Genomic DNA, 18,645 nt, shown 5'->3' with positions numbered 1-18,645 from the left:
GGGGGCTCGTCGTTCGTGGGCACCTGGACACCCCGCCGAGGAGGGAGCGCTACGCGGGCGCGGCCACCTTCCACTGGGTGCCCGCCGCCGTGTCCATGATCTCCACGCCCAGGGACTTCAGCTCGCCGCGCAGCCGGTCCGCCTCGGCGAAGTCCTTGGCCTTGCGGGCCTCCGCGCGCGCCGCCATCAACTGCTCCACCCGCGCCACGTCGAGCCCCCGCTCCTTCACGGCCCGGTCCCGGCGCCGCAGCAGCCAGGATACCGGCTCCTCCTCGAACAGGCCGAGGATGCCCGACACCTTGCGCACGTCCTCGCGCAACGCCCGCAGGGTGCGGCCCACCAGGGCCTTGTCCTTGACCGGCGGCTTGTCCACCAGCTCGTTCATCATCGCGAACAGGCCCGACAGCACTCCCAGCGCGCCCGCCGAGTTGAAGTCGTCGTCCATCTGGGCCTCGAAGTCCGCCATGAAGCGCGCGGCGTCGCCGTGCAGCGGACCCGGGGCGAACTCCTTGCCGCCCACGCGCTCGTCCACCTTGCGCAGGGTCTCGTAGAAGTACTCCATGCGCAGCTCGGCGTCCGCCAGGCCCTTGTCCGAGAAGGCCAGCGGGTGGCGGTAGTGCGTGGAGAGGAAGAAGAAGCGCAGCGCCTCGGCGTCCACCCGCTCCAGCGCCTCGCGCAGGCGCACCACGTTGCCGAGCGACTTGGACATCTTCGCCCCCTCGAGATCGAGGAAGCCGCAGTGCATCCAGTAGCGCGCCAGGGTGTGGCCACTCGCGGCCTCGCTCTGGGCGAGCTCGTTCTCATGGTGCGGGAAGATGAGATCCAACCCACCGCCGTGGATGTCGAAGGTCTCGCCCAGGTAGCGCTCGCTCATGGCCGAGCACTCGATGTGCCACCCGGGCCGGCCCGGGCCCCAGGGGCTGTCCCAGGACGGCTCGCCCGGCTTGGCGGCCTTCCACAGGGCGAAGTCCAGCGGCTCGTGCTTCTGCTCACCGGGCTGGACGCGCTCGCCCACGCACAACTCGTCCAGGTCGCGCTTGGACAGCTTCGCGTAGTCGGGGTAGCGCCGCACGGAGAAGTACACGTCGCCCTGGGAGGCGTACGCCACGCCCTTGTCCACCAGCTTGCCGATGATGCGCAGGATCTCCGGGATGTGATCGCTCACCTTGGGCGAGACGTCCGGCTCCAGCAGGCGCAGGGCCCGGGCATCCTCGCGGAACGCCTCCACGAACCGCGCCGCCAGCGCCACCGGGGCCTCGCCCGTCTCCTGGGCGGCCTTGATGATCTTGTCGTCCACGTCGGTGTAGTTGCGCACGTACGTCACGTCGAAGCCGCGATGGCGCAGATAACGCACCACGACATCGAACGACGTGAACGTGCGCGCGTTGCCGATGTGGACGTAGCTGTAGACCGTCGGGCCACACACATAGACGCCCAGCTTGCCCGGGACCACAGGCACCAGCGTCTCCTTCTGCATCGTCATCGTGTTGAAAAGGCGGATGGATGCGGCGGCCACGTGCACGAACCTCCTGGACGGTCGATTCTCGAGTTCCGATTGCGGATTGCGACGCGCAGTCGGAAAGACGGGACTTTCACCAGGGCATGACTACTCAGTCAACATAGATGGGCCCTCGCTCCCCCTTCCCGGCCGAAAAAAGACTATCCTGCTGCCCCGGGAGACCCCCCGTCTCGCCCGGCCATCGAATCCTGGGAGAAGCACCCCCATGAGTCCTCCGAATCCCAAGCGCCCCCCCCGCTCCGCTCCGCCCTCCGCGGCGGAGGGCGGAGAGACCACGGCGCCCGCGGATGATGTGGACCTGCCCTTCGATGATGACGAAGTGGCGCCCCTGCAGGCCGATGATCCGCGCCCCCAGCGCGTGCCCCAGTTTCCCATGGGCCCACGCCGTTCGCGCCGGCACGCGGCGGGCGCCTCCCGCCAGGAGAGGGATCGCGAGTTTCCCACCCGCTTCACCTCCGGCGAGTACGAGGATCCCGGCCACGAGCGCGCCTGCCTCTATGTCGAGCGCGGTCCCGGAACCGGGCAGCTCGTGCCCATCAAGCAGGGCGTGCTGACGTTGGGCCGCGCCTCCTCGTCCGACCTGAGGCTGCAGCACCCCTCCATCAGCCGGCGCCACGCGCAGCTCACCCGCCTGGGCAACCGGCTGCTCCTCAAGGACGTGGGCAGCCAGAACGGCACCTACGTCAACCGCGTCCGGCTCACGGGCGAGCGCGAGCTGCGCTCGGGGGATGAGATCGCCCTGGGCAACGCGCTGCTGCGCGTGAGAGGGCCGGGTCCCATGCCCTCGCGCCGCGGCGCCGATGGACGGCGGTCCTCGCCCCTCCGGGTGGGCCTGAGCGCCCAGCGCCTCGTGCTGCTCGCCGCCGCGTCGAGCGGCCTGGTGGCCGTGTTCCTCACGCTCTCGGCGGTCCGGTTGCTGCGCGAGGAGCCCCAGGTGGAGACGTCCGAGCCATTGCGCGCCCGGGAGCCGGACATCGAGGTGGAGGTGGCCGCGGAGGCCCCTTCCCCAAGCCCCGAGGCCGCGCCGCCCACCGCTCGAGCCCAGGTGCTCGCCGAGGAGGCCCAGTCCGCCGCCCGTCCGGCACGGGACACCGGCCGCGCCGTGAAGGAGGGCGCCGTCAAGGCCCTCCCGAAGCCTCCGCCGCCCGAGTCCCACGCGGCCCCGAATCCCGACGCGGAGGCGGAGGTGCTCGCCCAATACGAGTCGGGACACGTCGAGGCGGCCCTGAACCTCGCCCGGCGCGAGCACGTGGAGAACCTGGCCCTGCTGATGGAGCGCTTCCAGCAGGCGTGGAAGGCGGGCCAGGCCGCCATGGAGGCCCGGGACGCCCCGGCCGCCGTGCGCCACTTCACCGAGGCGCACGCCCTGGATCGGCAGATTGCCCAGGGCTGGGGAGCGTACGCGCCGCGCATCCGCCTGGCGCTGACCCAGGCCCAGGCCCAGGTTCGAGGCCCGTAGCCGCCCGGGCGGGCCCCCGGAGCCCAAAGAAAAACCCCGGTCCCCCTTGATGGGGAGCCGGGGTTTTCAACGTCCACCCGAGGAGGCTCAGGTGATGTTGAAGATCTTCTTCAGGTCCGACTCGATCTCGTCCTCGGAGCAGTCCTTGGCCAGCGACAGTTCCTTGATGAGCAGCGAGCGCGCCGTGTCCAGCATCTTGCGCTCACCGAAGGACAGATCCTTGTCACCCTTGAGCAGGTACAGGTCGCGCAGCACCTCGGCGATCTCGAACACGGAGCCGGTCTTGATCTTCTCCATGTACTCCCGGTAGCGACGGTTCCACGTCGTGGAGTCGACCGAGATGTCCTTCTCCTTCAGGATGGAATAGACTTGCTTGACGTCTTCCTCGCTGATGATTTCCCGGAGGCCGACCGAGCCCACCTTGTTGATTGGGATCATGATGCGCATCCCATTTTCCAGGATACGCAACACATAGAAGGACTGACGCTGCCCGGCGACTTCGGTGTGCTCGATGCCCATCACCTCGCCCACACCCTGCCCGGGGTACACAGCCTTATCGCCGGTCTTGAAGCTCGTCTGCACTCGTTACCGCCTCCTCTAGGATGGCTTGGTCTCGACACCCGGCCTCGGAAAACGTCCCACTCGTACCACAATCCAACCCCTCCAGCAACTTTGGCGTCTTGACCCGGCGGGTTTTCCCGGACTAGCCTGCGCCGCTTTGCGTGGGTGTCCTCTTGGGTAGAGTGCTACACCCTGACTGGACGGAGTGGGTGGGGGGTGGGTGATGGGCCGTTCGTCGTGGCGAGATCTGACCGTACGTCCGCTGTTCTTTCCCGCCGTGAGCCTCATGCTCGGCGCGGGTCTGTGGATACGAACGAGCGCGGGCGAGGGAGCATTCCAATTACTGATGGCTTCGACCGTGGCGGGGAGCGTGTTGATGCTCGCTCGCCTGCCTGGTGCCCATCTGGGCGTGCTCGGGGCCCTGGCGCTCACGGGCGCGGGGCTGGCGTCCCTGGAAGCCGGGGCGGATGTGCCTCCCGCGCTCAGAGAAGGAGGACGCGCGGTCCTGGAGGGAGAGGTGGAGCGCGTGGAGGCCACCGCGGACTCCACGCGCCTGCTGCTGGCCGTCGTCCGCGTGGGACCCCGGGCCGAAACCCCCGCCCGCTTCCGCGCCCTCGTGTCCGCGCGTGGCGCGCTTCCCCCCCTCCTGCCGGGACAGCGCCTGCGCCTGGAAGCCCGACTCCGGCCGCTCGAGCCCGCGGCGAATCCAGGAGAAAAGGACTTCTCCGCGAAACGGTGGCGACAGGGGATGGCCTTCACCGGAGGCTTCGAGCCCGCGCGGCTGCTCGTGCTGTCCCCCGCCCCGCGCTGGCGCGAGGCGCTGGTCCGGCTCCAGGAGGGGCTCGCCCGGGCGGTGCATGCCGTGGCGCCGTCGCCCGACGCGGCCACCCTCTTCCTCACCCTCGCGGCCGGACAGCGCGCCGCGCTCGATGACGCATTGGAGGAGGACTTCTCGCGCAGCGGGCTGGCGCATGTGTTGAGCGTGAGCGGGCTGCACGTGGCGGCGCTCGCGCTCATGACGCTCGCCCTGCTGCGGGGCTTGTTCGTGCGCGCGGGCGCGGCCCTGCCCATGTCGCGGCGGGTGGATGCACGGCGGCTCGCGGCCCCCGCCGCCATTCCCTTCGTCTGGGCCTATGTCGTCTTCACCGGCAACCAGCCCCCCGCGGTGCGCTCGGCGGTGATGGCCACCGTCGTCCTGCTGGGGCTCTCGCTCTGGCGCAGGGCCGATGGGCTCAACAGCCTCGCCGCCGCCGCCGCGCTGCTCGTCGTCTGGACGCCCTCGAGCGTCGCCGATCTCTCGCTGCAGCTGTCCTTCCTCGCCGTCTTCAGCCTGCTGCTGCTCACCCCCGCGCTGCGCGAGGCCGTCCCCCTGCCGCCTCCCGATCCCCGCGAGCCGCACCGGCTCCGGCGCCTGCTGGCGAGCACCCGGGAGACGGTGTTGGAGACGTTCTGCGCGAGCGCCGCCGTCACCGTGGCGAGCCTTCCGCTGGTGGCCGGGACGTTTGGCCGCGCGAGCCTCGCGGGGCTCGTCTCCAACATCGTCTGTCTGCCCCTGTGCGGCCTGCTCACCGGCTTCGCCGCCGGCGGCGCGGCCCTCTTCGTCGCGGCGCCCGTGCTCGCCACCCCGCTGCTGTGGGGCGGCGCCTGGGCCTCGCAGGTGCTGCTCTGGCTCACCCGCTTCTTCGCCCATGTGCCCCTGGCCACGGTGGAGCTGCCCTCGTTCGGCACCGCCGCCTCGCTGCTCTATGGCGGGGGGCTCGCGTTCTGGGCGCTCGGCGAGCGGCGCTGGCGCCTCGGAGGACTCCTCGTGCCCGCGAGCCTGGTGCTCGCCCTGCTGCTCCCCCGTGTCCTTCCCGAGCCGGGCCTGCGCATCACCTTCCTCTCCGTGGGCCAGGGGGACGCGATGGTGCTCAGCTCCGCGGGACACCATGCGCTCCTCGATGGAGGCGGTGTGCCGGGCGGCGCGGATCCGGGGCTGCGTGTCGTCGTCCCCTTCCTGCGCGCCTCCCGCATCGAGCGGTTGGACCTGGCCGTGCTCTCCCATCCCCACCCGGATCACGCGCTCGGACTCATCTCCGCGCTGCGACAGGTGCCCACCGAGCGGCTGTGGCTGCCCGCGGACAGCGCGGATGGGCCCCTGTCACGGCAGCTCATCACCGCGGCGGAGGGAGCCCACGTCGAGGAAGTGCAGCGGGGCCATGCTCCGTACCGCCTCGGGGAGGCCACGCTGGAGGTGCTTGGACCGCCGGAAGATCGCCTGCTGCTCGAGGGCCAGAACGACACGAGCGTGGTGCTGCTCGTGCGCCATGGCGACGTCACCGTGCTGCTGCCTGGCGACGTGGAGGAGGCGGGCGAGGAGGCCCTGCTCGCGGATGGAGCGCTCGGACCGGTGGCGGTGCTCAAGGCGCCCCACCATGGCTCGCGCACGTCCTCCACCGAGGGCTTGCTCGCCCGGCTGCGTCCACGCTTCGCCATCTTCTGCGTGGGCCGCCGCAACCGCTTCGGCTTTCCACACCCGGAGGTGGAGGCGCGTTACCGGGCCCTGGGGACGGAGTGTCTGCGCACGGACCTTCAGGGCGCCATCACCCTGGAGAGTGACGGACACGACGTGCGCTTGAGCCCCTTCCTGCCTTCCTCGACGAGAGACGAGGATGTGGTTGCACCCGCGCTCTCTCATCACCAGCCTTGAGGCGATGATCTCCGAAGACACTGACCTGCGTCAGCTCACCGCCGATCTCAAGCACATGCTCCCTCCGGGTGAACCCGTGGGCTACCTGCGCGGCAAGGCGTTCATGCGCGACCTGCTCGTGACCGCGAAGGGCTTCTCTCAATTGGAGGCCGAGGAGCTCATCGACACCCTGGAGCTCAACGGCTTCCTGCGCTTCCTCGGGGACCCGACCGAGCGCTCCATGGCGGACGCGCATTGGGAGATTTCCCCGCACGCGTAGCCATCGCCTTGCTCGCGTGCGTCGACGTCCACTACCAGGAGCACGAGGCGCGGGGAGCCTTGCTGCTCTTCGCCGACTGGGCCGCCACGGCCTCCACGGAGCAGCGACTGGTCCACCTGCCAGCGGCGGCCGAGTATCAGCCGGGACATTTCTACGAGCGCGAGCTGCCGGTGTTGCTCGCCCTGCTCGCCCAGGTCGACCAGCCCCTGACGACGGTGATCATCGACGGCTACGTCTGGCTGGGCTCCTCGGCCGAGAAGGGACTGGGCGCGCACCCGTACGAGGCGCTCGGTCGCTCCGTGCCCGTGGTGGGCGTGGCCAAGACCGCGTTCAAGGGCTCGGGCTTCGCCGTGCCGGTGCTGCGAGGCGGCGCCACACGGCCCCTCTACGTCACCGCCGCGGGACTGGAACCTGCCGTGGCGGCTGAACGCGTCCGTACGATGCATGGGCCCTACCGTGTCCCCACGCTCCTGAAAGAAGTGGATCGGCTGTCGAGGGGATGAACACGACGGGCCTCTGTTCAGGAAACTCCTAGTCGAAGATCAGCCAGCCGAAGCGCGGCAGCGCGTGGAAGTCCCCCACGAAGAGCGGGGAAAAGGACTGCCCTTGTTCTCCCCGCCGCTCCGGGTGCTCCAGCCGGTACAGGTTGAAGCGCCACCGGTCCCCCTTGTTCGGAGGCAGGTGGGGCACCTCGGCCAGGCGGGCCAGGGGAATCTTCATCTCCACCCGCCAGCCCTCGTCCCGGTCGGACGCCTCGTCGAGCGTGCCCCGGACCTTCACCGCGCTCGTCATGCCCGAGTCCCAGCTCAAGTCCATGCCCTGACGGCGCGCGGGGAAGTAGGCATCGAAGTGCACGTTGTGCGGGGACACCTGCAGCTCGTTGTACGTCCGCCCGTCCGCGTTGGCGTCGAGGAACACCTCCACCACCTCCTGGGTGTAGAGCGGCTCGTCCTGCTTGCGGAACGTGCCCCAGACATCCGGATCCTCCACGTCGAAGGCGACATACAGGTGCTGGTCGTCGTAGGTCAGCCGGGCCTCGGTGCGCAGGGACACGGCACGGCCATCGAAGCTGCCCCGCAGCACCACCGGAGTGGCCGCCTTCCACGCCTCGTCCTCGAGTTCTCCGTCGAGCACCGGCGGCCGGGAGGCTCGGTGCACGGTGTACTCGGGCAGGGGCGGCGGAGCGCCCCCCAGCTCCGGACCGAACATCCGGTTGTCTCCCGCATGCGCCCGAGGATCATCCACGGCCAGGCGCTCCTCACCCCGCCAGAAGCCGAGCACGATCCGTCCCGGAATGGACGGCATGGCCACCGTGTGCACGTCCTCCACCACCTTGCCCACGGGCCAGGAGCCCAGCGGCCCCACTCCGCCCGCGAAGCCATGGTCCGCGTTGATCAGCATCTGCCCGGAGCCGGGATCCACCACGTGCACGAAGAACTCCCACCCCTGGGGCGGGGCGCGCAGGGCCTCGAAGTAGTGCGCGAGTTGCACGGGCTGGCCGGGCGCGGCCACCGCGGGAGACACGCGCGTGCCGAGGTAGCGCACCGCGCCCCCCGCGAACGTGGTGCCCGCGCGGTAGGTCAGGTCCGCCGGAGCCGCGTCCAGGACGCGCAGCCGGGCGGGGGGTGGCAGGGCTTTCGTACGAGGCTTGGGGCCGGCCTGTTCGTCACGGCAGGCGGAGAGGAGCGAGAGCAGCAGCAGTGGCAGCAGGCGAAGGGCGGAGCGCATCGGGGTCGCCCATCCTAGTCCCAGCGCATCCGTCCATGGCGTGGATGATGGAGCATCCCATGCAGTGGATGGGGAAGACCGCGGCGAGTCCGTCGTCACACGGCCATGTCCTTGAATCGCAGGGGCTTGGGGAGTCCCCGCGGCTCGGGTGGAGATTGGCAGGAGTCCTGCACAGGCGGCCCCGGCATCCACCCCGTCGCGTGCCCTTCCCCATGGGCCGCGACCCCCGCACGAGGAGTTCTCACATGAAGCGCTCGATGATTTGGCTTTCCCTGCCGCTCACCACGTTCGCCCTGGGTTGTGGCCCCGCGGGCCAGCAGTTCCACGGCAGTTACTCCGGGTCGAACACATACACCATGACCATCAATGGCGTGAGCAACGACACCAAGTCCATCCCGGCGTCGTATCGAATCTCCGAGGGAGTCGAGTCGGACATCATCATCCTCGACTCGACCGGCTCCTGCGCCCTGCCGGCGGATGTCGAAGGGGAGGTGGCGACGCTCAAGGCAGGAACGACGTGTACCTATGTCACCCAGGGAGGAATCACCGCCACGGAAACGCTCACGGCCGGAACGGCGGTGCTCACGGGCTCGACCCTCCAGCTCAATCTCTCCAGCACCGTGTCGGTCACCATCAATGGACAGACCTTCCCGGGCTCCTACGTCCAGAACATGTCCCTCAAGCGGATCGGCAAGTAGCCAGCGCCTGTCTCCGCCTTGCCCCGCCTCCCACGCCATGCACTTCGAATTCGAGCACCTGGGCACCCCGACCTCCTTCGAGCTTCCCGAGGGGGTGCACCTGCTGGGAGGCGGCGAGGACGATCATGTCCGCCTCGAAGGACTGCCACCCGGCCTGCTGACGCTGCGCATCGAGGGTCCCCGGTTGATGGTGGAGGCGCGCCGCACCTTCACGGTGGCGGGGGTGATGGTGCCCCCGGAAGTGGCGCGGCTGGTGCTGCCCGGCGAGGAGGTGGGCCTGCCCGAGGGAATGAGTCTGAAGCTGCTGGCGCCCGGGGCGGACACCGAGCGGCAGGTGGGCACGGTGGCCGTGCTCAAGCACCTGTTGGGGGACACGGAAGCGCCTCTGGTCTCGCGCGCCGCGTCCCTCCAGTGCCTCACCGGCGCGGACGTGGGCCGTTGCTTCGCCCTCGCGGAGGTCCGGACGGAGCTGGGACGGAGCCTGGAGGTCGCCGTGCGCTTGAGGGACATCGCCGTGTCCCGCCGCCATGCGTGCATCCGCCAGCAGGAGGGCGCCTTCCTGTTGGAGGACCAGGACAGCCCCAACGGCGTCTATCTCAATGGGAAACGCGTGGAGGCCCCCCAGCCGATCCAGGATGGCGACATCATCGAGTTGGGACGGACCCTGCTGCGCTTCCAGGCCCCGGCGGCCGAGCCCATCGCCGAGCCGCCTCCCGAGGAGCAGGCCGCGCCCTCCCCCGTTCCCGAACCCGAGCGCCCAGGCGAGAAGCCGGAGAGCGCGCCCATGCGCGTGCGAGGTCGCTGGGACGTGGGACTGCTCGTCCTGGGCGCGGGGCTGGCCCTGGTGGGGCTGCTGGCCACCTACGTCCTGACGGGCTGACGCTCAGGCGTGCAGCGGCGAGAGACCGGCCCGCTCGATGAGCAACCGCGCCAGGTGCTGGTGGTGCGAGAAGAGGCTGGTGAAGTGCACGAGACCCCGGCTGCCGCGCACCGCGTACACGGTGACCGGACCGGGCAGCACATCCACCTTGCGGATGTCCGAGAAGGAGAAGCGCCGGGTGCGCACCATGCCCCGGTACGTGATGCCGCCCGCGTCCACGACGATGCGGGTGCGCCCGTAGTAGGTCACCGACACCGCGAAGAAGAGGACGAAGAAGAGCGCGGACAGGAACGTCTGCACCGGCACGCCGTCGAAGCGCAGGAGGTAGAGCAACACCCCCAGCCAGAGCAGCGTCGCGATGCCCATGACGGCCGCGAGCACGGCGTGTGGGCGGAATACTTGCCTTCCTGCCTTCGAGTCGCCCCGGTCCATGCACCTGAAATTAAGGTGCCTCCCTGACACGCGCCACCGACTCCCCTGCCCTCCGGTCGGGGAGTCCACTACATGACTTCCGGGACTCCCCGTTTGTCCGGCGTTTTGCCTTGAAAGCGGGGTTTCAGCTCCGGAAGGGGTTTTGCAGCAGCACGGTTTCGCCGCGGTCGGCCCCCACGGAGATGCAGGTGACGGGCACGCCGCAGATCTCCTCCACGCGGCGCACGTAGCGCTTGGCGTTCTCGGGCAGCTCGTCGAAGGTGCGCACCCCGGCGAGCTTGTCGTCCCAGCCCGGCAGCGTCTCGTAGAGGGGCTTGACGCGCGCCAGGTCCTCGTAGTCCCCGGGCAGCTCGGTGATACGCTTGCCGTCCAGCTCGTAGGCGTTGCAGATCTGCAGCGACTTCATGCCGGAGAGCACGTCCAGCTTGGTGAGCGCCAGGCTATACAGTCCGTTGACGCGCACCGCGTAGCGCAGCACCACGCCGTCGAGCCAGCCACAGCGGCGCGGACGGCCCGTGGTGGCGCCGAACTCGTCACCCACCTTGCGCAGCCTGTCCCCCAGCTCGTCCGTGAGCTCCGTGGGGAACGGACCGCCGCCCACGCGCGTGGTGTACGCCTTGCTGATGCCCATCACCCGATCAATCGCCGTGGGGCCCAGGCCCGAGCCCACCGCGGCGTTGCCCGCCACGCAGTTGGAGCTGGTGACGAAGGGATAGGTGCCGTGGTCCACGTCCAGCAGCGTGCCCTGGGCACCCTCGAAGAGGATGCGCGCCCCGCGCTGCACCTGGCCCGAGAGGTAGAGCGACACGTCGCCCACGTAGGGCCGCAACCGCTCGCCCAGCGCGGTGAAGTCCGCCTGCACCTTGTTGGCGTCCAGCTCGGGGGGCGTCTCGCTGGCGGCGGCGCACAGCTCGCGCAGCTCCTCGCGGATGCCGGGCAGCCGCTCGTCGATGCGCTTGCGCAGCCGCTCCGAGTTGAGCAGATCCCTCACGCGGATGCCGCGGCGCGCCACCTTGTCCTCGTAGGCCGGGCCGATGCCACGCCCCGTCGTGCCGATGGCGCTCACGCCCCGCGCCTTCTCCCGGGACGAGTCCAGCAGCTTGTGCCAGGGGAAGATGACGTGGGCGTTGTCCGAGATGAGCAGGTGCGCGTCATCCTTGAGGAAGCCGCGCTCCTTGAGGGCGTCGATCTCCTTCACCAGGACGGCGGGATCCAACACCACGCCATTGCCAATGACGCAGGTCTTCCCCTGATGGAGGATGCCCGAGGGAATGAGATGCAACACCGTCTTCTGGCCACCCACCACGAGGGTATGGCCCGCGTTGTTGCCTCCCTGGAAGCGCACGACCACCTGGGCGTGCTCCGTGAGCAGGTCCACGACCTTGCCCTTGCCCTCATCTCCCCACTGCGCACCAATGACGACGACGTTCGGCATAGTTGCGGCCGCTTAGCACGCTTCCGCACGGTCCGTCACCGAGTTGGATCGCGCCGGGGCGTCCGGGTGGCAGTGTGAGATGTAGCCACAAGCCAGACCCGCGCACACCGGGGCGTCTCGTCCGGGCCAGCGCCCTCGGACATCCGCCTCGATCAGGGCCCGGGCCGCCTGCCTCAAGCGCTCGGCGGGAAGCTGTAGGTTTGCTTCTTCCGGGGAGAACTCCGGCTCCAAGACGTCCCCGCCCAGGAAGACGGCCCCGACCCGCAGGGGCACCTCCTCACGGACCAGCCGCCGGGCCGCCAAGGCCACGGCCGCCAGGAAGTCCGCATGCGCCTCGATCCCCCGGGGAGACCGACCGCCCGGTAGGAACATCACGCTCCGGGCCTCGCCCTCCGGAGTCTCCCAGAGCAGATCCAGCTCTCCCTCCAGGGCCGTGGGCGCCACTCCCGGCAGATCCAGGACGAAGGGCAATGCGCGGTGCACCCGCGCTCCGGGTACGGTCGCCAGCTCCTGGGCACACGCGGTGTCCAGGAACCGCTCCAGGATGGCGAGCGCCTCCTCCACGCCCTCCTCCTCCACCGCCCAGCCCACCTCCCGGGCCAAGGCTGCCAGGCGCGCCCGCCGCTCCGGAGCGGGCGTACCCGCCAGGCGGAAGTCCACCCTCCGCAAGAGGGCGAGCACCCGATCCGGAACGCTCGGAGCCGGTGCGCCCCAGGAGTCCCGCTCGACGTAGAGCGCGGACTGGCGGGGCGGCGCCTCCCAGGCGACTCCGTCGGCGCGCAGGCCGAGCCGGTGCACGTAGTGGTAGCGGCGCGGACAAGCGATGAAGTCCTGCACCGCTCCCGCCTCCACCGTCACGGACTCGGGGACGGCGGCGTCCCGGCGCGCATGCACCCGCTGCCAGGCCGTCTCGACCCGGGCCTCCTGCTCGGCCTCGTCCACGTCCTCGGAGAGGTCCACCTCCGGGGGCTCCGGCAGCGTCCTCGCGTCCAGATCCTCGACCAGGCCGCGCAGCCGGGAATCTTCATCGAGCCGTGCGCCGAGCAGGCACCACCACGAGTCCGCGGCGTTGCGCTCCTCGCCGCCCGACAGCAGGAGCCGATCCTGGGCGCGCGTGAGCGCGACGTACAGCAGGCGCCGGTACTCGGCCGTCTCCCGGCGCTTGATCTCCGCCTTCACCGCGTCGAAGCGGGGCGAGCGGAACTTCGTGTCCACGCGATCGAGCAGCTCCGGCGGCAGCCAGGGCCGCAGGGCGAGACCTCGTGCACGCTCGAAGAGCACCCGGCCCCCACTGTTGGAGCGTCGCGAGCCACCGAGGGCGGGCACCACCACCACCGGCCACTCCAACCCCTTGGCGCGGTGGATGGTGAGCAGTTGCACCGCGCGCGGATCTCCCGCCTCGAGCAGATCCGCCTGGGCCTCGGTGGGCTCCTCGTGGACGAGGCGCTGCAGCTCGCGCGCGAACGTCACGCAACCGCCCGTGCCGCGCTCGTCGCGCCGGCCCGCCAGCGCGAGCAGCTTCTCCACGTTGGCGCTCGCCTGCTCCGCGTAGGGCGTGGCCGCCAGCGCCTCGCGAAAGCCCGTCAGCTCCAGCGTGGCCAGGAGCAGGGCCCGCACGCCGAGCCGATCCCGCTCGCGCCGAAGCCCGGGCAGCGCCGCGAGGAAGCGCTCGAGCCGCGCGCGCTCCCCCTCCGGAAGAGGCTCGAGGAGCGAGGCGCCCGCCTTCTCCACGGCGGGCAGGGACAAGCCCTCGGGCCCGGCCAGGCGGAAGAGCGAGGCGTCCGACAGCCCCACCAGCGGGGAGCGCAACACCGCCGCGAAGGCCAGCGTGTCCTCGGAGTCCGCGAGCAGCGACAGCAACGAGGCCAGGTCCAACACCTCCTGCGCGCCATAGAAGCCCCGGCCGCGCAGCACGCGGTGGGGAATGCCGTGGCGGATGAGCGCCTGCCGGTACACCTCCAGGTGATTGAAGGTCCGGAAGAGCATGGCCACATCGCCCCCGCGCAGGGGACGTACCTCCGTGCGCTCCTTGGTCACCGCGATGAGCGGCGGAGCACCCGGGGCCAGGAGCAGCTTCAACCGCCTGGCCAGCGCGTCCGCCTCCGCCAGGCGCAGCTCGCCCGAGGTGGTGAGGTCCTCGTCCTCCACGAGCAAGCGCTCCACCACCGGCGCGGGCACGGGGGCCGGACGCACCGCGAGCAGATCATCCCCCTCGGGCGAATACACCACCTCGTAGGGACGCGCCCCACCCTCGCCGGGCACCAGCACGCCCGCGAACGCCTGGTTGAAGAAGTCGAGCAACGGAGGCACCGAGCGCCGGTTCTGCTGGAGGAAGTCGCGCACGCCGCCCTCCTGCTCGATCTTCCGCGCCAGCACCTCGAACACGGACACGTCCGCGCCACGGAACTCGTAGATGGATTGCTTGCGGTCTCCCACCACGCATAGGAAGGCGGGCTCCAGCGGCAGCGCGGCCACCAGATCGTCCTCGGGCGTCACGACCCGGGGACCCTCCTCGCGCTTCTCGGCCAGGAGCAGCACCAGCTCCAACTGCAAGCGGTTGGTGTCCTGGAACTCGTCCACCATCAGCGCCCCGAAGCGCTCCTGCATCTGCCGGCGGAAGTCGGGCAGCTCCCTCAACAGATCCCTCGTCTTCACCAGCAGGGAGGTGAAGTCCAGGGCGTTGCGCCGGGAGAGTTCCTCCGCGTGACGCGTCTCCACCTGCTCGAGCAGCGCACGGAACGTGCGCTCGAAGGGCACCGTGCGGCACGCCGCGGCGACGTCCTCCAGCGTCAACACCGTGCCGTCGCTCTTGCCGAAGAAGGACCAGTACAGCTCCTTCATCGAGTTGCCGGGCTCCTTCTTGAGCCGACGCACGTCGCGGCCATCCTCGTTGAAGGCCGCCTTGAGCGCGGGCAGCCGCTCGGGCGCGAAGACATTCTCCGGGGTGAGCCCCGTGAGCGCGCGCTCGAGCTTCTCGCGCAGCCCCCGCCACTCTCCCTTGGCGTCATGCTCGCTCACGGTGCCGCACAGCTCGCGGCACTTCTCGACGAGGGCGTCGAAGGACTCCCGTGCCTCACCTGGGTCGGACACGCGTGCCCGGGCCGCGGGCAGGCCCTCCTCGCGCAGCTTCCCGTACAGCTCCGCCAGCGAGGACACCAGGCCCTCGGTGAAGTCGGAGCCCGAGAAGGTCATCTCCGCGCACAGCTCGCGCACCAGCGTGTCACTGGACTCCAGCGCATCCAGCACCACGCGCTCGCACACGTCCAGCACGAGCGAGCGCGCCTCCAGCTCGTCGAGCACGTCGAAGGAGGCATCCACGCCCGAGCCCGGAGGCGCGCGGCGCAGGATCTGTCCGCACATCGAGTGGAAGGTACCAATCGAGGCCGAGCCCAGCTCTTCTCGCAGCGAGCGCCACGTGTCGCGCGAGGGAAACGGCAGCCCCAGGCGCTCAAGCGAGGCGCGCAGCTCGGGCTCCTGCGAGGCCTTGGGCTCCTCCTGGACGAGCACATCCAGGCGTGCGCGGACGCGGGCGCGCATCTCCGCGGCGGCCTTGTCGGTGAACGTCACCATGCCCAGGCGCGCGGGCCGCAAGGGCTTGAAGCCCTCGCGAGCCCCAGCCAGCAGGTGCAACGTCATCGTCACCAGGCTGTACGTCTTGCCCGCGCCCGCTCCCGCGAGCAGCGCGAGGTTGCGCTCCAACGCCAGCGCGAGCGCGTCACTCATGGGCACCCTCCTCGCCCACGATCCGCCGCTCGGTGATGCGGCAGACGGCCTGGTAGCCACAGCGCCCGCAGTCCTTGGGCCGCATGGCGAACTGTCCCGACCTCACGCGGCGCACCAGCGACTCCACCGCGTTGGCCAGGTTGGGCTTCTGCTCCGCCGCCAGCCGCTGGCGCACGTCGGGCTCGGTGGACAGCAGCTCGTCCAGATCCAACGACAGCTCCTGCTTCTTGTCCGCGAGCACCTCCGACAGGAGGATCGCCTTGCCCGTCTTCAACGAGAACCAGGCGGCCTGCCGCGTGCCCTGGTGCCCACTGGCCCGCGCCGCGTACAGGTACAACGGCAGCTGGAAGTCCGAGGCATCCAACAGCTTGTTGCGCAGCTCCGAGCGCGACAGATGGCCGGACTTGTAGTCGATGACGCCCACCTCGCCCCCGGCCATGTCCAGGCGATCGATGGTTCCCTCGAAGTGGATGACGTCCTCGCCGAGCTGGAGGGTGACCGCGCTCCAGCCCTCCGCCGGATTCTTCGGCCCGAAGCGCAGCTCGAAGCCCGAGGGCTCCAGCCGCTCGAAGGGCAGACCCCGCCGCTCGTCCAGGAGCACGCGGCGCACCATGTTCTTCGCCCGCTCGCGCGCCAGGCGCCACAGCGCGGGGTGGCCCACATAGTGATGTTTCTCGAAGTGCTCCTGCACCTCGTCGAGCACCGCGTCCAGCAGCGCCTCCGGCAGCTCGTTGAACCCCCGCCCGAGCAGCTCGCGCTCCTTGAGCCGCTTGAAGAACTCCTCCAACACCCGGTGCCAGAAGACGCCCTGCCCCCGGCTGTCGAACTCCTCCCCGGGCCGCTCCGGCTCGGGCACCTTGAGCCCATACGCCAGGAAGCCCTGGAAGCCACAGTTGCTGAAGCGCGCGATCGACGAGGCGGACAGGGGCCGCTCGGCATCGAAGCGGAACGCCTCGCGGATCGACTCGCCCAGGTCCGGAGCCCCCACGGCGCCCGTGTAGCGGCCCGCGTCCCGGATCCCATCCCCGAAGAAATGCAGGCGTTCGATCTCCACCTGCATCATCTCCCGGGCCGCCTGGAACCAGGGCGAGTGCGAGAAGCGCTCGCGCAACACCGCGCGGGCGGGATCCGGCTCCGAGACGCGCAGCCGCTCCATCGCGAGCGACTCCAACACCACGCGCTGGCGCAGCTCCGCCGGGGTGAGCGCCTCGTCCAGCGGCACGATGGCCGGCAGCGAGCGCAGCGGCCACGTGGCTCCCGTCAGGCGCCGCACCTCCTCCAGGAACGAGGACGGCGCCTGCTCCTGTCCACCCGGACCCGCCACCGAGAAGGACAGACTCACCGTGTGCTCGGCGGCCACGAGGACGCTGGCGAACAGCAGCCGGTCCTCGGTGAGCCGCCAGGGCGCGCGATCCTCGAACTCGCCACCCGTGAGGCGGAAGACATCGCGGCCCAGGTGCTTGTTGAGCGCATGGCGCTCGGAGTCTCCGAGCAACGGGTTGGGCACCTCGTGGCCCGGGAAGCGGCCCTCGGCCAGCCCACCGAGGAAGACATGAGCGAAGGTACGGCCCTCCAGCTCGCCCACCTCCAGCACCTCCACGGCCCCCACCGCCGAGCCCCGGGGCGGCAGGTGCACGTCGCGCATCGCGTCCGTGAGCCAACGGCCAAAGGTGCGCCGACGCAGCCGGGGACCTCCGCCCACCGCCGCGAGCATCCGCTCCAGCTCGCGCACGCGCGCCACGAGCGCCCTTCGCGCCGCGTCGTCCCGGGCCCGGGCCTCCACCGCGAGCGCGCCCAGTCCCTCTTCGGCGGGCGTCTCCGGCGTGCCCTCCGAGTCCAACAACCCCAGGCTCCGCACCACCTGCCACCACGCCGCGAGCAGCTCCGAGGCGCGGCCCTGCTCCGGGATGAGCCGGCAGACCTCGATCAACTTGAGACACCGCTCGCGCAACACCAGCACCTCGTGAGCGCGGTGCGCGTCCTTGGGGCGCACCTGATCCGGAAGCGGCTTCAACCGCCTGGCCAGGGCGTCCAGGCGGACGTCATACGCGCCCTTGCCACGCGAGGCGCCCAGCCGATCATCGCGCACGGCCGCGAGCGACAGGAGCGTCGCGGGGGCCTCGGGCGCACCCACGGAGAGCCGAGGGGCGTAGCGGCTGGAGAGCACGTCCGCCACGCGCTCGGCGGGGAAGCCATCCTCCACCAGCAGGGGCAAGTCCAACGCCAGCCGCACGGGCCCGGTCAGCACGAGCGGCTCGCCCCAGGGCAGCCGCACGGGAACGTCCAGCTCGCCCAGGGCCTCGGCCACCCAGTGCGCCTCGTGGCTCAAGTCGCGCCAGGCCACGGCGATGTGTCCCGGAGGCACGCCCTCCGACACGAGGCGGCGCACGTCCCGGGCGATGAGCCGAGCCTCGTCCCGCGCCGTCGCCGCGCTCCACAGGCTCAGGCCCTCCACCGCGCCCACGAGCGCGTCCTTGGGAGCGCGGGGCGAGAAGAGATGACGGCCCAGCTCGCCCATCGGACGGGACTCGAAGGTGACGTCCGCCTTGAAGAGATCCACGTGGGAGAGCACCTCGCCGCGGTTCTCGAAGGCGCGGAAGAGGGCCGCCAGGGCCGCGTCCGCCACGGGCGAGCCACCCACCGGCGTCTCCACGCGCAGGCCCACCCGGCGCGATTCACACGCCGCGGCCAGGGCCAGCAGCAGCTCCAGCGTCGAGGGCCGGACATCGTAGACACCGCGCAGCACGATCTCGCCCACGTCGGCCCAGGCCTCGGGCCAGGCGCCGCGCTCCAGCGCCTCGCGGGCCCCTCGCACGCCGTCCTCACGATCGGCGAGGCCCAGCTCCGCCATCTTCCGCTCGTAGGCATGGTGCAGCAGGGCGATCGTCCGGACGCGGTCGCGCCGCTCGGGGGGCAGCACCTCCAGTGCGTCCTGGAGCTCGCGAGGGGACAACCGCCCGGCCTTGAGATCCAACAGCACCTCGAGCGCGGCGCGGGCGAAGGCGGGCTCGTGGACGAAGTCGCCCAGGGGCGTGGGGCCCAGGCCCTGCGCGAGCGAGGCCACCACGGTGCGCGCCGCCAGGGGCGGGCACGGGCGCCGGCTCAGCTCGCGCACGCCGCCGAGCGCGTCGAGGAACCCCGCCCAGTCGAGGAAGAGGTCTCCGCGCACGACCCCCGAGTCCCGCCGCGCCGCGCGCAGGGCGGCTTGACGGCGTGCGGCATCGGGAAAGACCTGGAGGAGGCGGCGGGGGTCGGACATACG

Annotated in this window: 13 protein-coding genes; 6 read left to right on the top strand and 7 right to left on the bottom strand. The window is 70.7% G+C overall.

All coding sequences use genetic code 11. The annotated features are described in order from the left end of the window. Nucleotides 1-49 precede the first annotated feature (49 nt). Nucleotides 50-1,516, bottom strand: coding sequence for a cysteine--tRNA ligase (cysS, locus tag F0U63_RS14430; protein WP_395846482.1), 1,467 nt, complete (start codon nt 1,514-1,516; stop codon nt 50-52). A gap of 208 nt (nt 1,517-1,724) precedes the next feature. Here cysS and F0U63_RS14425 point away from each other — a divergent pair, with 208 nt between their 5' ends. Further along, a complete protein-coding gene (locus F0U63_RS14425; RefSeq protein WP_395846481.1) occupies nt 1,725-2,978 on the top strand; it encodes an FHA domain-containing protein in 1,254 nt (417 codons plus the stop codon). Nucleotides 2,979-3,065: 87 nt separating this feature from the next. On the opposite strand, the gene F0U63_RS14420 is transcribed toward F0U63_RS14425, so the two are convergent. After that, nucleotides 3,066-3,560, bottom strand: a complete 495-nt coding sequence (locus F0U63_RS14420; RefSeq protein WP_395846480.1) for a CarD family transcriptional regulator — start codon at nt 3,558-3,560, stop codon at nt 3,066-3,068. 202 nt (nt 3,561-3,762) lie between these two features. Between F0U63_RS14420 and F0U63_RS14415 the strand changes: the two genes are divergently transcribed. The 3 genes from F0U63_RS14415 to F0U63_RS14405 are packed head-to-tail and all read left to right on the top strand — an operon-like array spanning nt 3,763 to nt 6,990. Then, nucleotides 3,763-6,228, top strand: coding sequence for a DNA internalization-related competence protein ComEC/Rec2 (locus tag F0U63_RS14415; protein ID WP_395846479.1), 2,466 nt, complete (start codon nt 3,763-3,765; stop codon nt 6,226-6,228). Nucleotides 6,229-6,232: 4 nt separating this feature from the next. Then, nucleotides 6,233-6,487 carry a hypothetical protein gene (locus tag F0U63_RS14410; RefSeq protein WP_395846478.1) on the top strand — a complete coding sequence of 85 codons (255 nt, stop codon included), beginning with the start codon at nt 6,233-6,235 and terminating at the stop codon, nt 6,485-6,487. Nucleotides 6,488-6,495: 8 nt separating this feature from the next. After that, the gene (locus F0U63_RS14405; protein WP_395846477.1) at nt 6,496-6,990 is read left to right on the top strand and encodes an endonuclease V; all 495 of its coding nucleotides are present in this window, start codon (nt 6,496-6,498) and stop codon (nt 6,988-6,990) included. Nucleotides 6,991-7,018: 28 nt separating this feature from the next. Here F0U63_RS14405 and F0U63_RS14400 read toward each other — a convergent pair whose 3' ends face one another. Continuing rightward, nucleotides 7,019-8,215: a carbohydrate-binding family 9-like protein gene (locus F0U63_RS14400; RefSeq protein ID WP_395846476.1), complete on the bottom strand. Its 1,197-nt coding sequence runs from the start codon at nt 8,213-8,215 to the stop codon at nt 7,019-7,021. A gap of 245 nt (nt 8,216-8,460) precedes the next feature. Between F0U63_RS14400 and F0U63_RS14395 the strand changes: the two genes are divergently transcribed. Next, nucleotides 8,461-8,913: a hypothetical protein gene (locus F0U63_RS14395; protein ID WP_395846475.1), complete on the top strand. Its 453-nt coding sequence runs from the start codon at nt 8,461-8,463 to the stop codon at nt 8,911-8,913. Nucleotides 8,914-8,950: 37 nt separating this feature from the next. Then, nucleotides 8,951-9,793, top strand: a complete 843-nt coding sequence (locus F0U63_RS14390; RefSeq protein ID WP_395846474.1) for an FHA domain-containing protein — start codon at nt 8,951-8,953, stop codon at nt 9,791-9,793. A 3-nt stretch (nt 9,794-9,796) separates the two neighbouring features. On the opposite strand, the gene F0U63_RS14385 is transcribed toward F0U63_RS14390, so the two are convergent. From F0U63_RS14385 to F0U63_RS14370, 4 genes are all read right to left on the bottom strand, one after another. Beyond that, entirely contained in the window at nt 9,797-10,159 is a 363-nt protein-coding gene (locus F0U63_RS14385) for a PH domain-containing protein (protein ID WP_395846473.1), read from the bottom strand. 190 nt (nt 10,160-10,349) lie between these two features. Further along, a complete protein-coding gene (locus F0U63_RS14380; protein WP_395846472.1) occupies nt 10,350-11,660 on the bottom strand; it encodes an adenylosuccinate synthase in 1,311 nt (436 codons plus the stop codon). A 12-nt stretch (nt 11,661-11,672) separates the two neighbouring features. Beyond that, nucleotides 11,673-15,383, bottom strand: coding sequence for a UvrD-helicase domain-containing protein (locus F0U63_RS14375; protein ID WP_395846471.1), 3,711 nt, complete (start codon nt 15,381-15,383; stop codon nt 11,673-11,675). Further along, entirely contained in the window at nt 15,376-18,642 is a 3,267-nt protein-coding gene (locus tag F0U63_RS14370) for a PD-(D/E)XK nuclease family protein (protein ID WP_395846470.1), read from the bottom strand. Before F0U63_RS14370 ends, F0U63_RS14375 begins: the two co-directional genes overlap by 8 nt. Nucleotides 18,643-18,645 lie beyond the last annotated feature (3 nt).

The organism is Cystobacter fuscus, assembly GCF_044360685.1.
GTDB classification, from domain to species: Bacteria; Myxococcota; Myxococcia; order Myxococcales; family Myxococcaceae; genus Cystobacter; species Cystobacter fuscus_C.
This window is presented reverse-complemented; position numbering and strand designations above follow the sequence as displayed.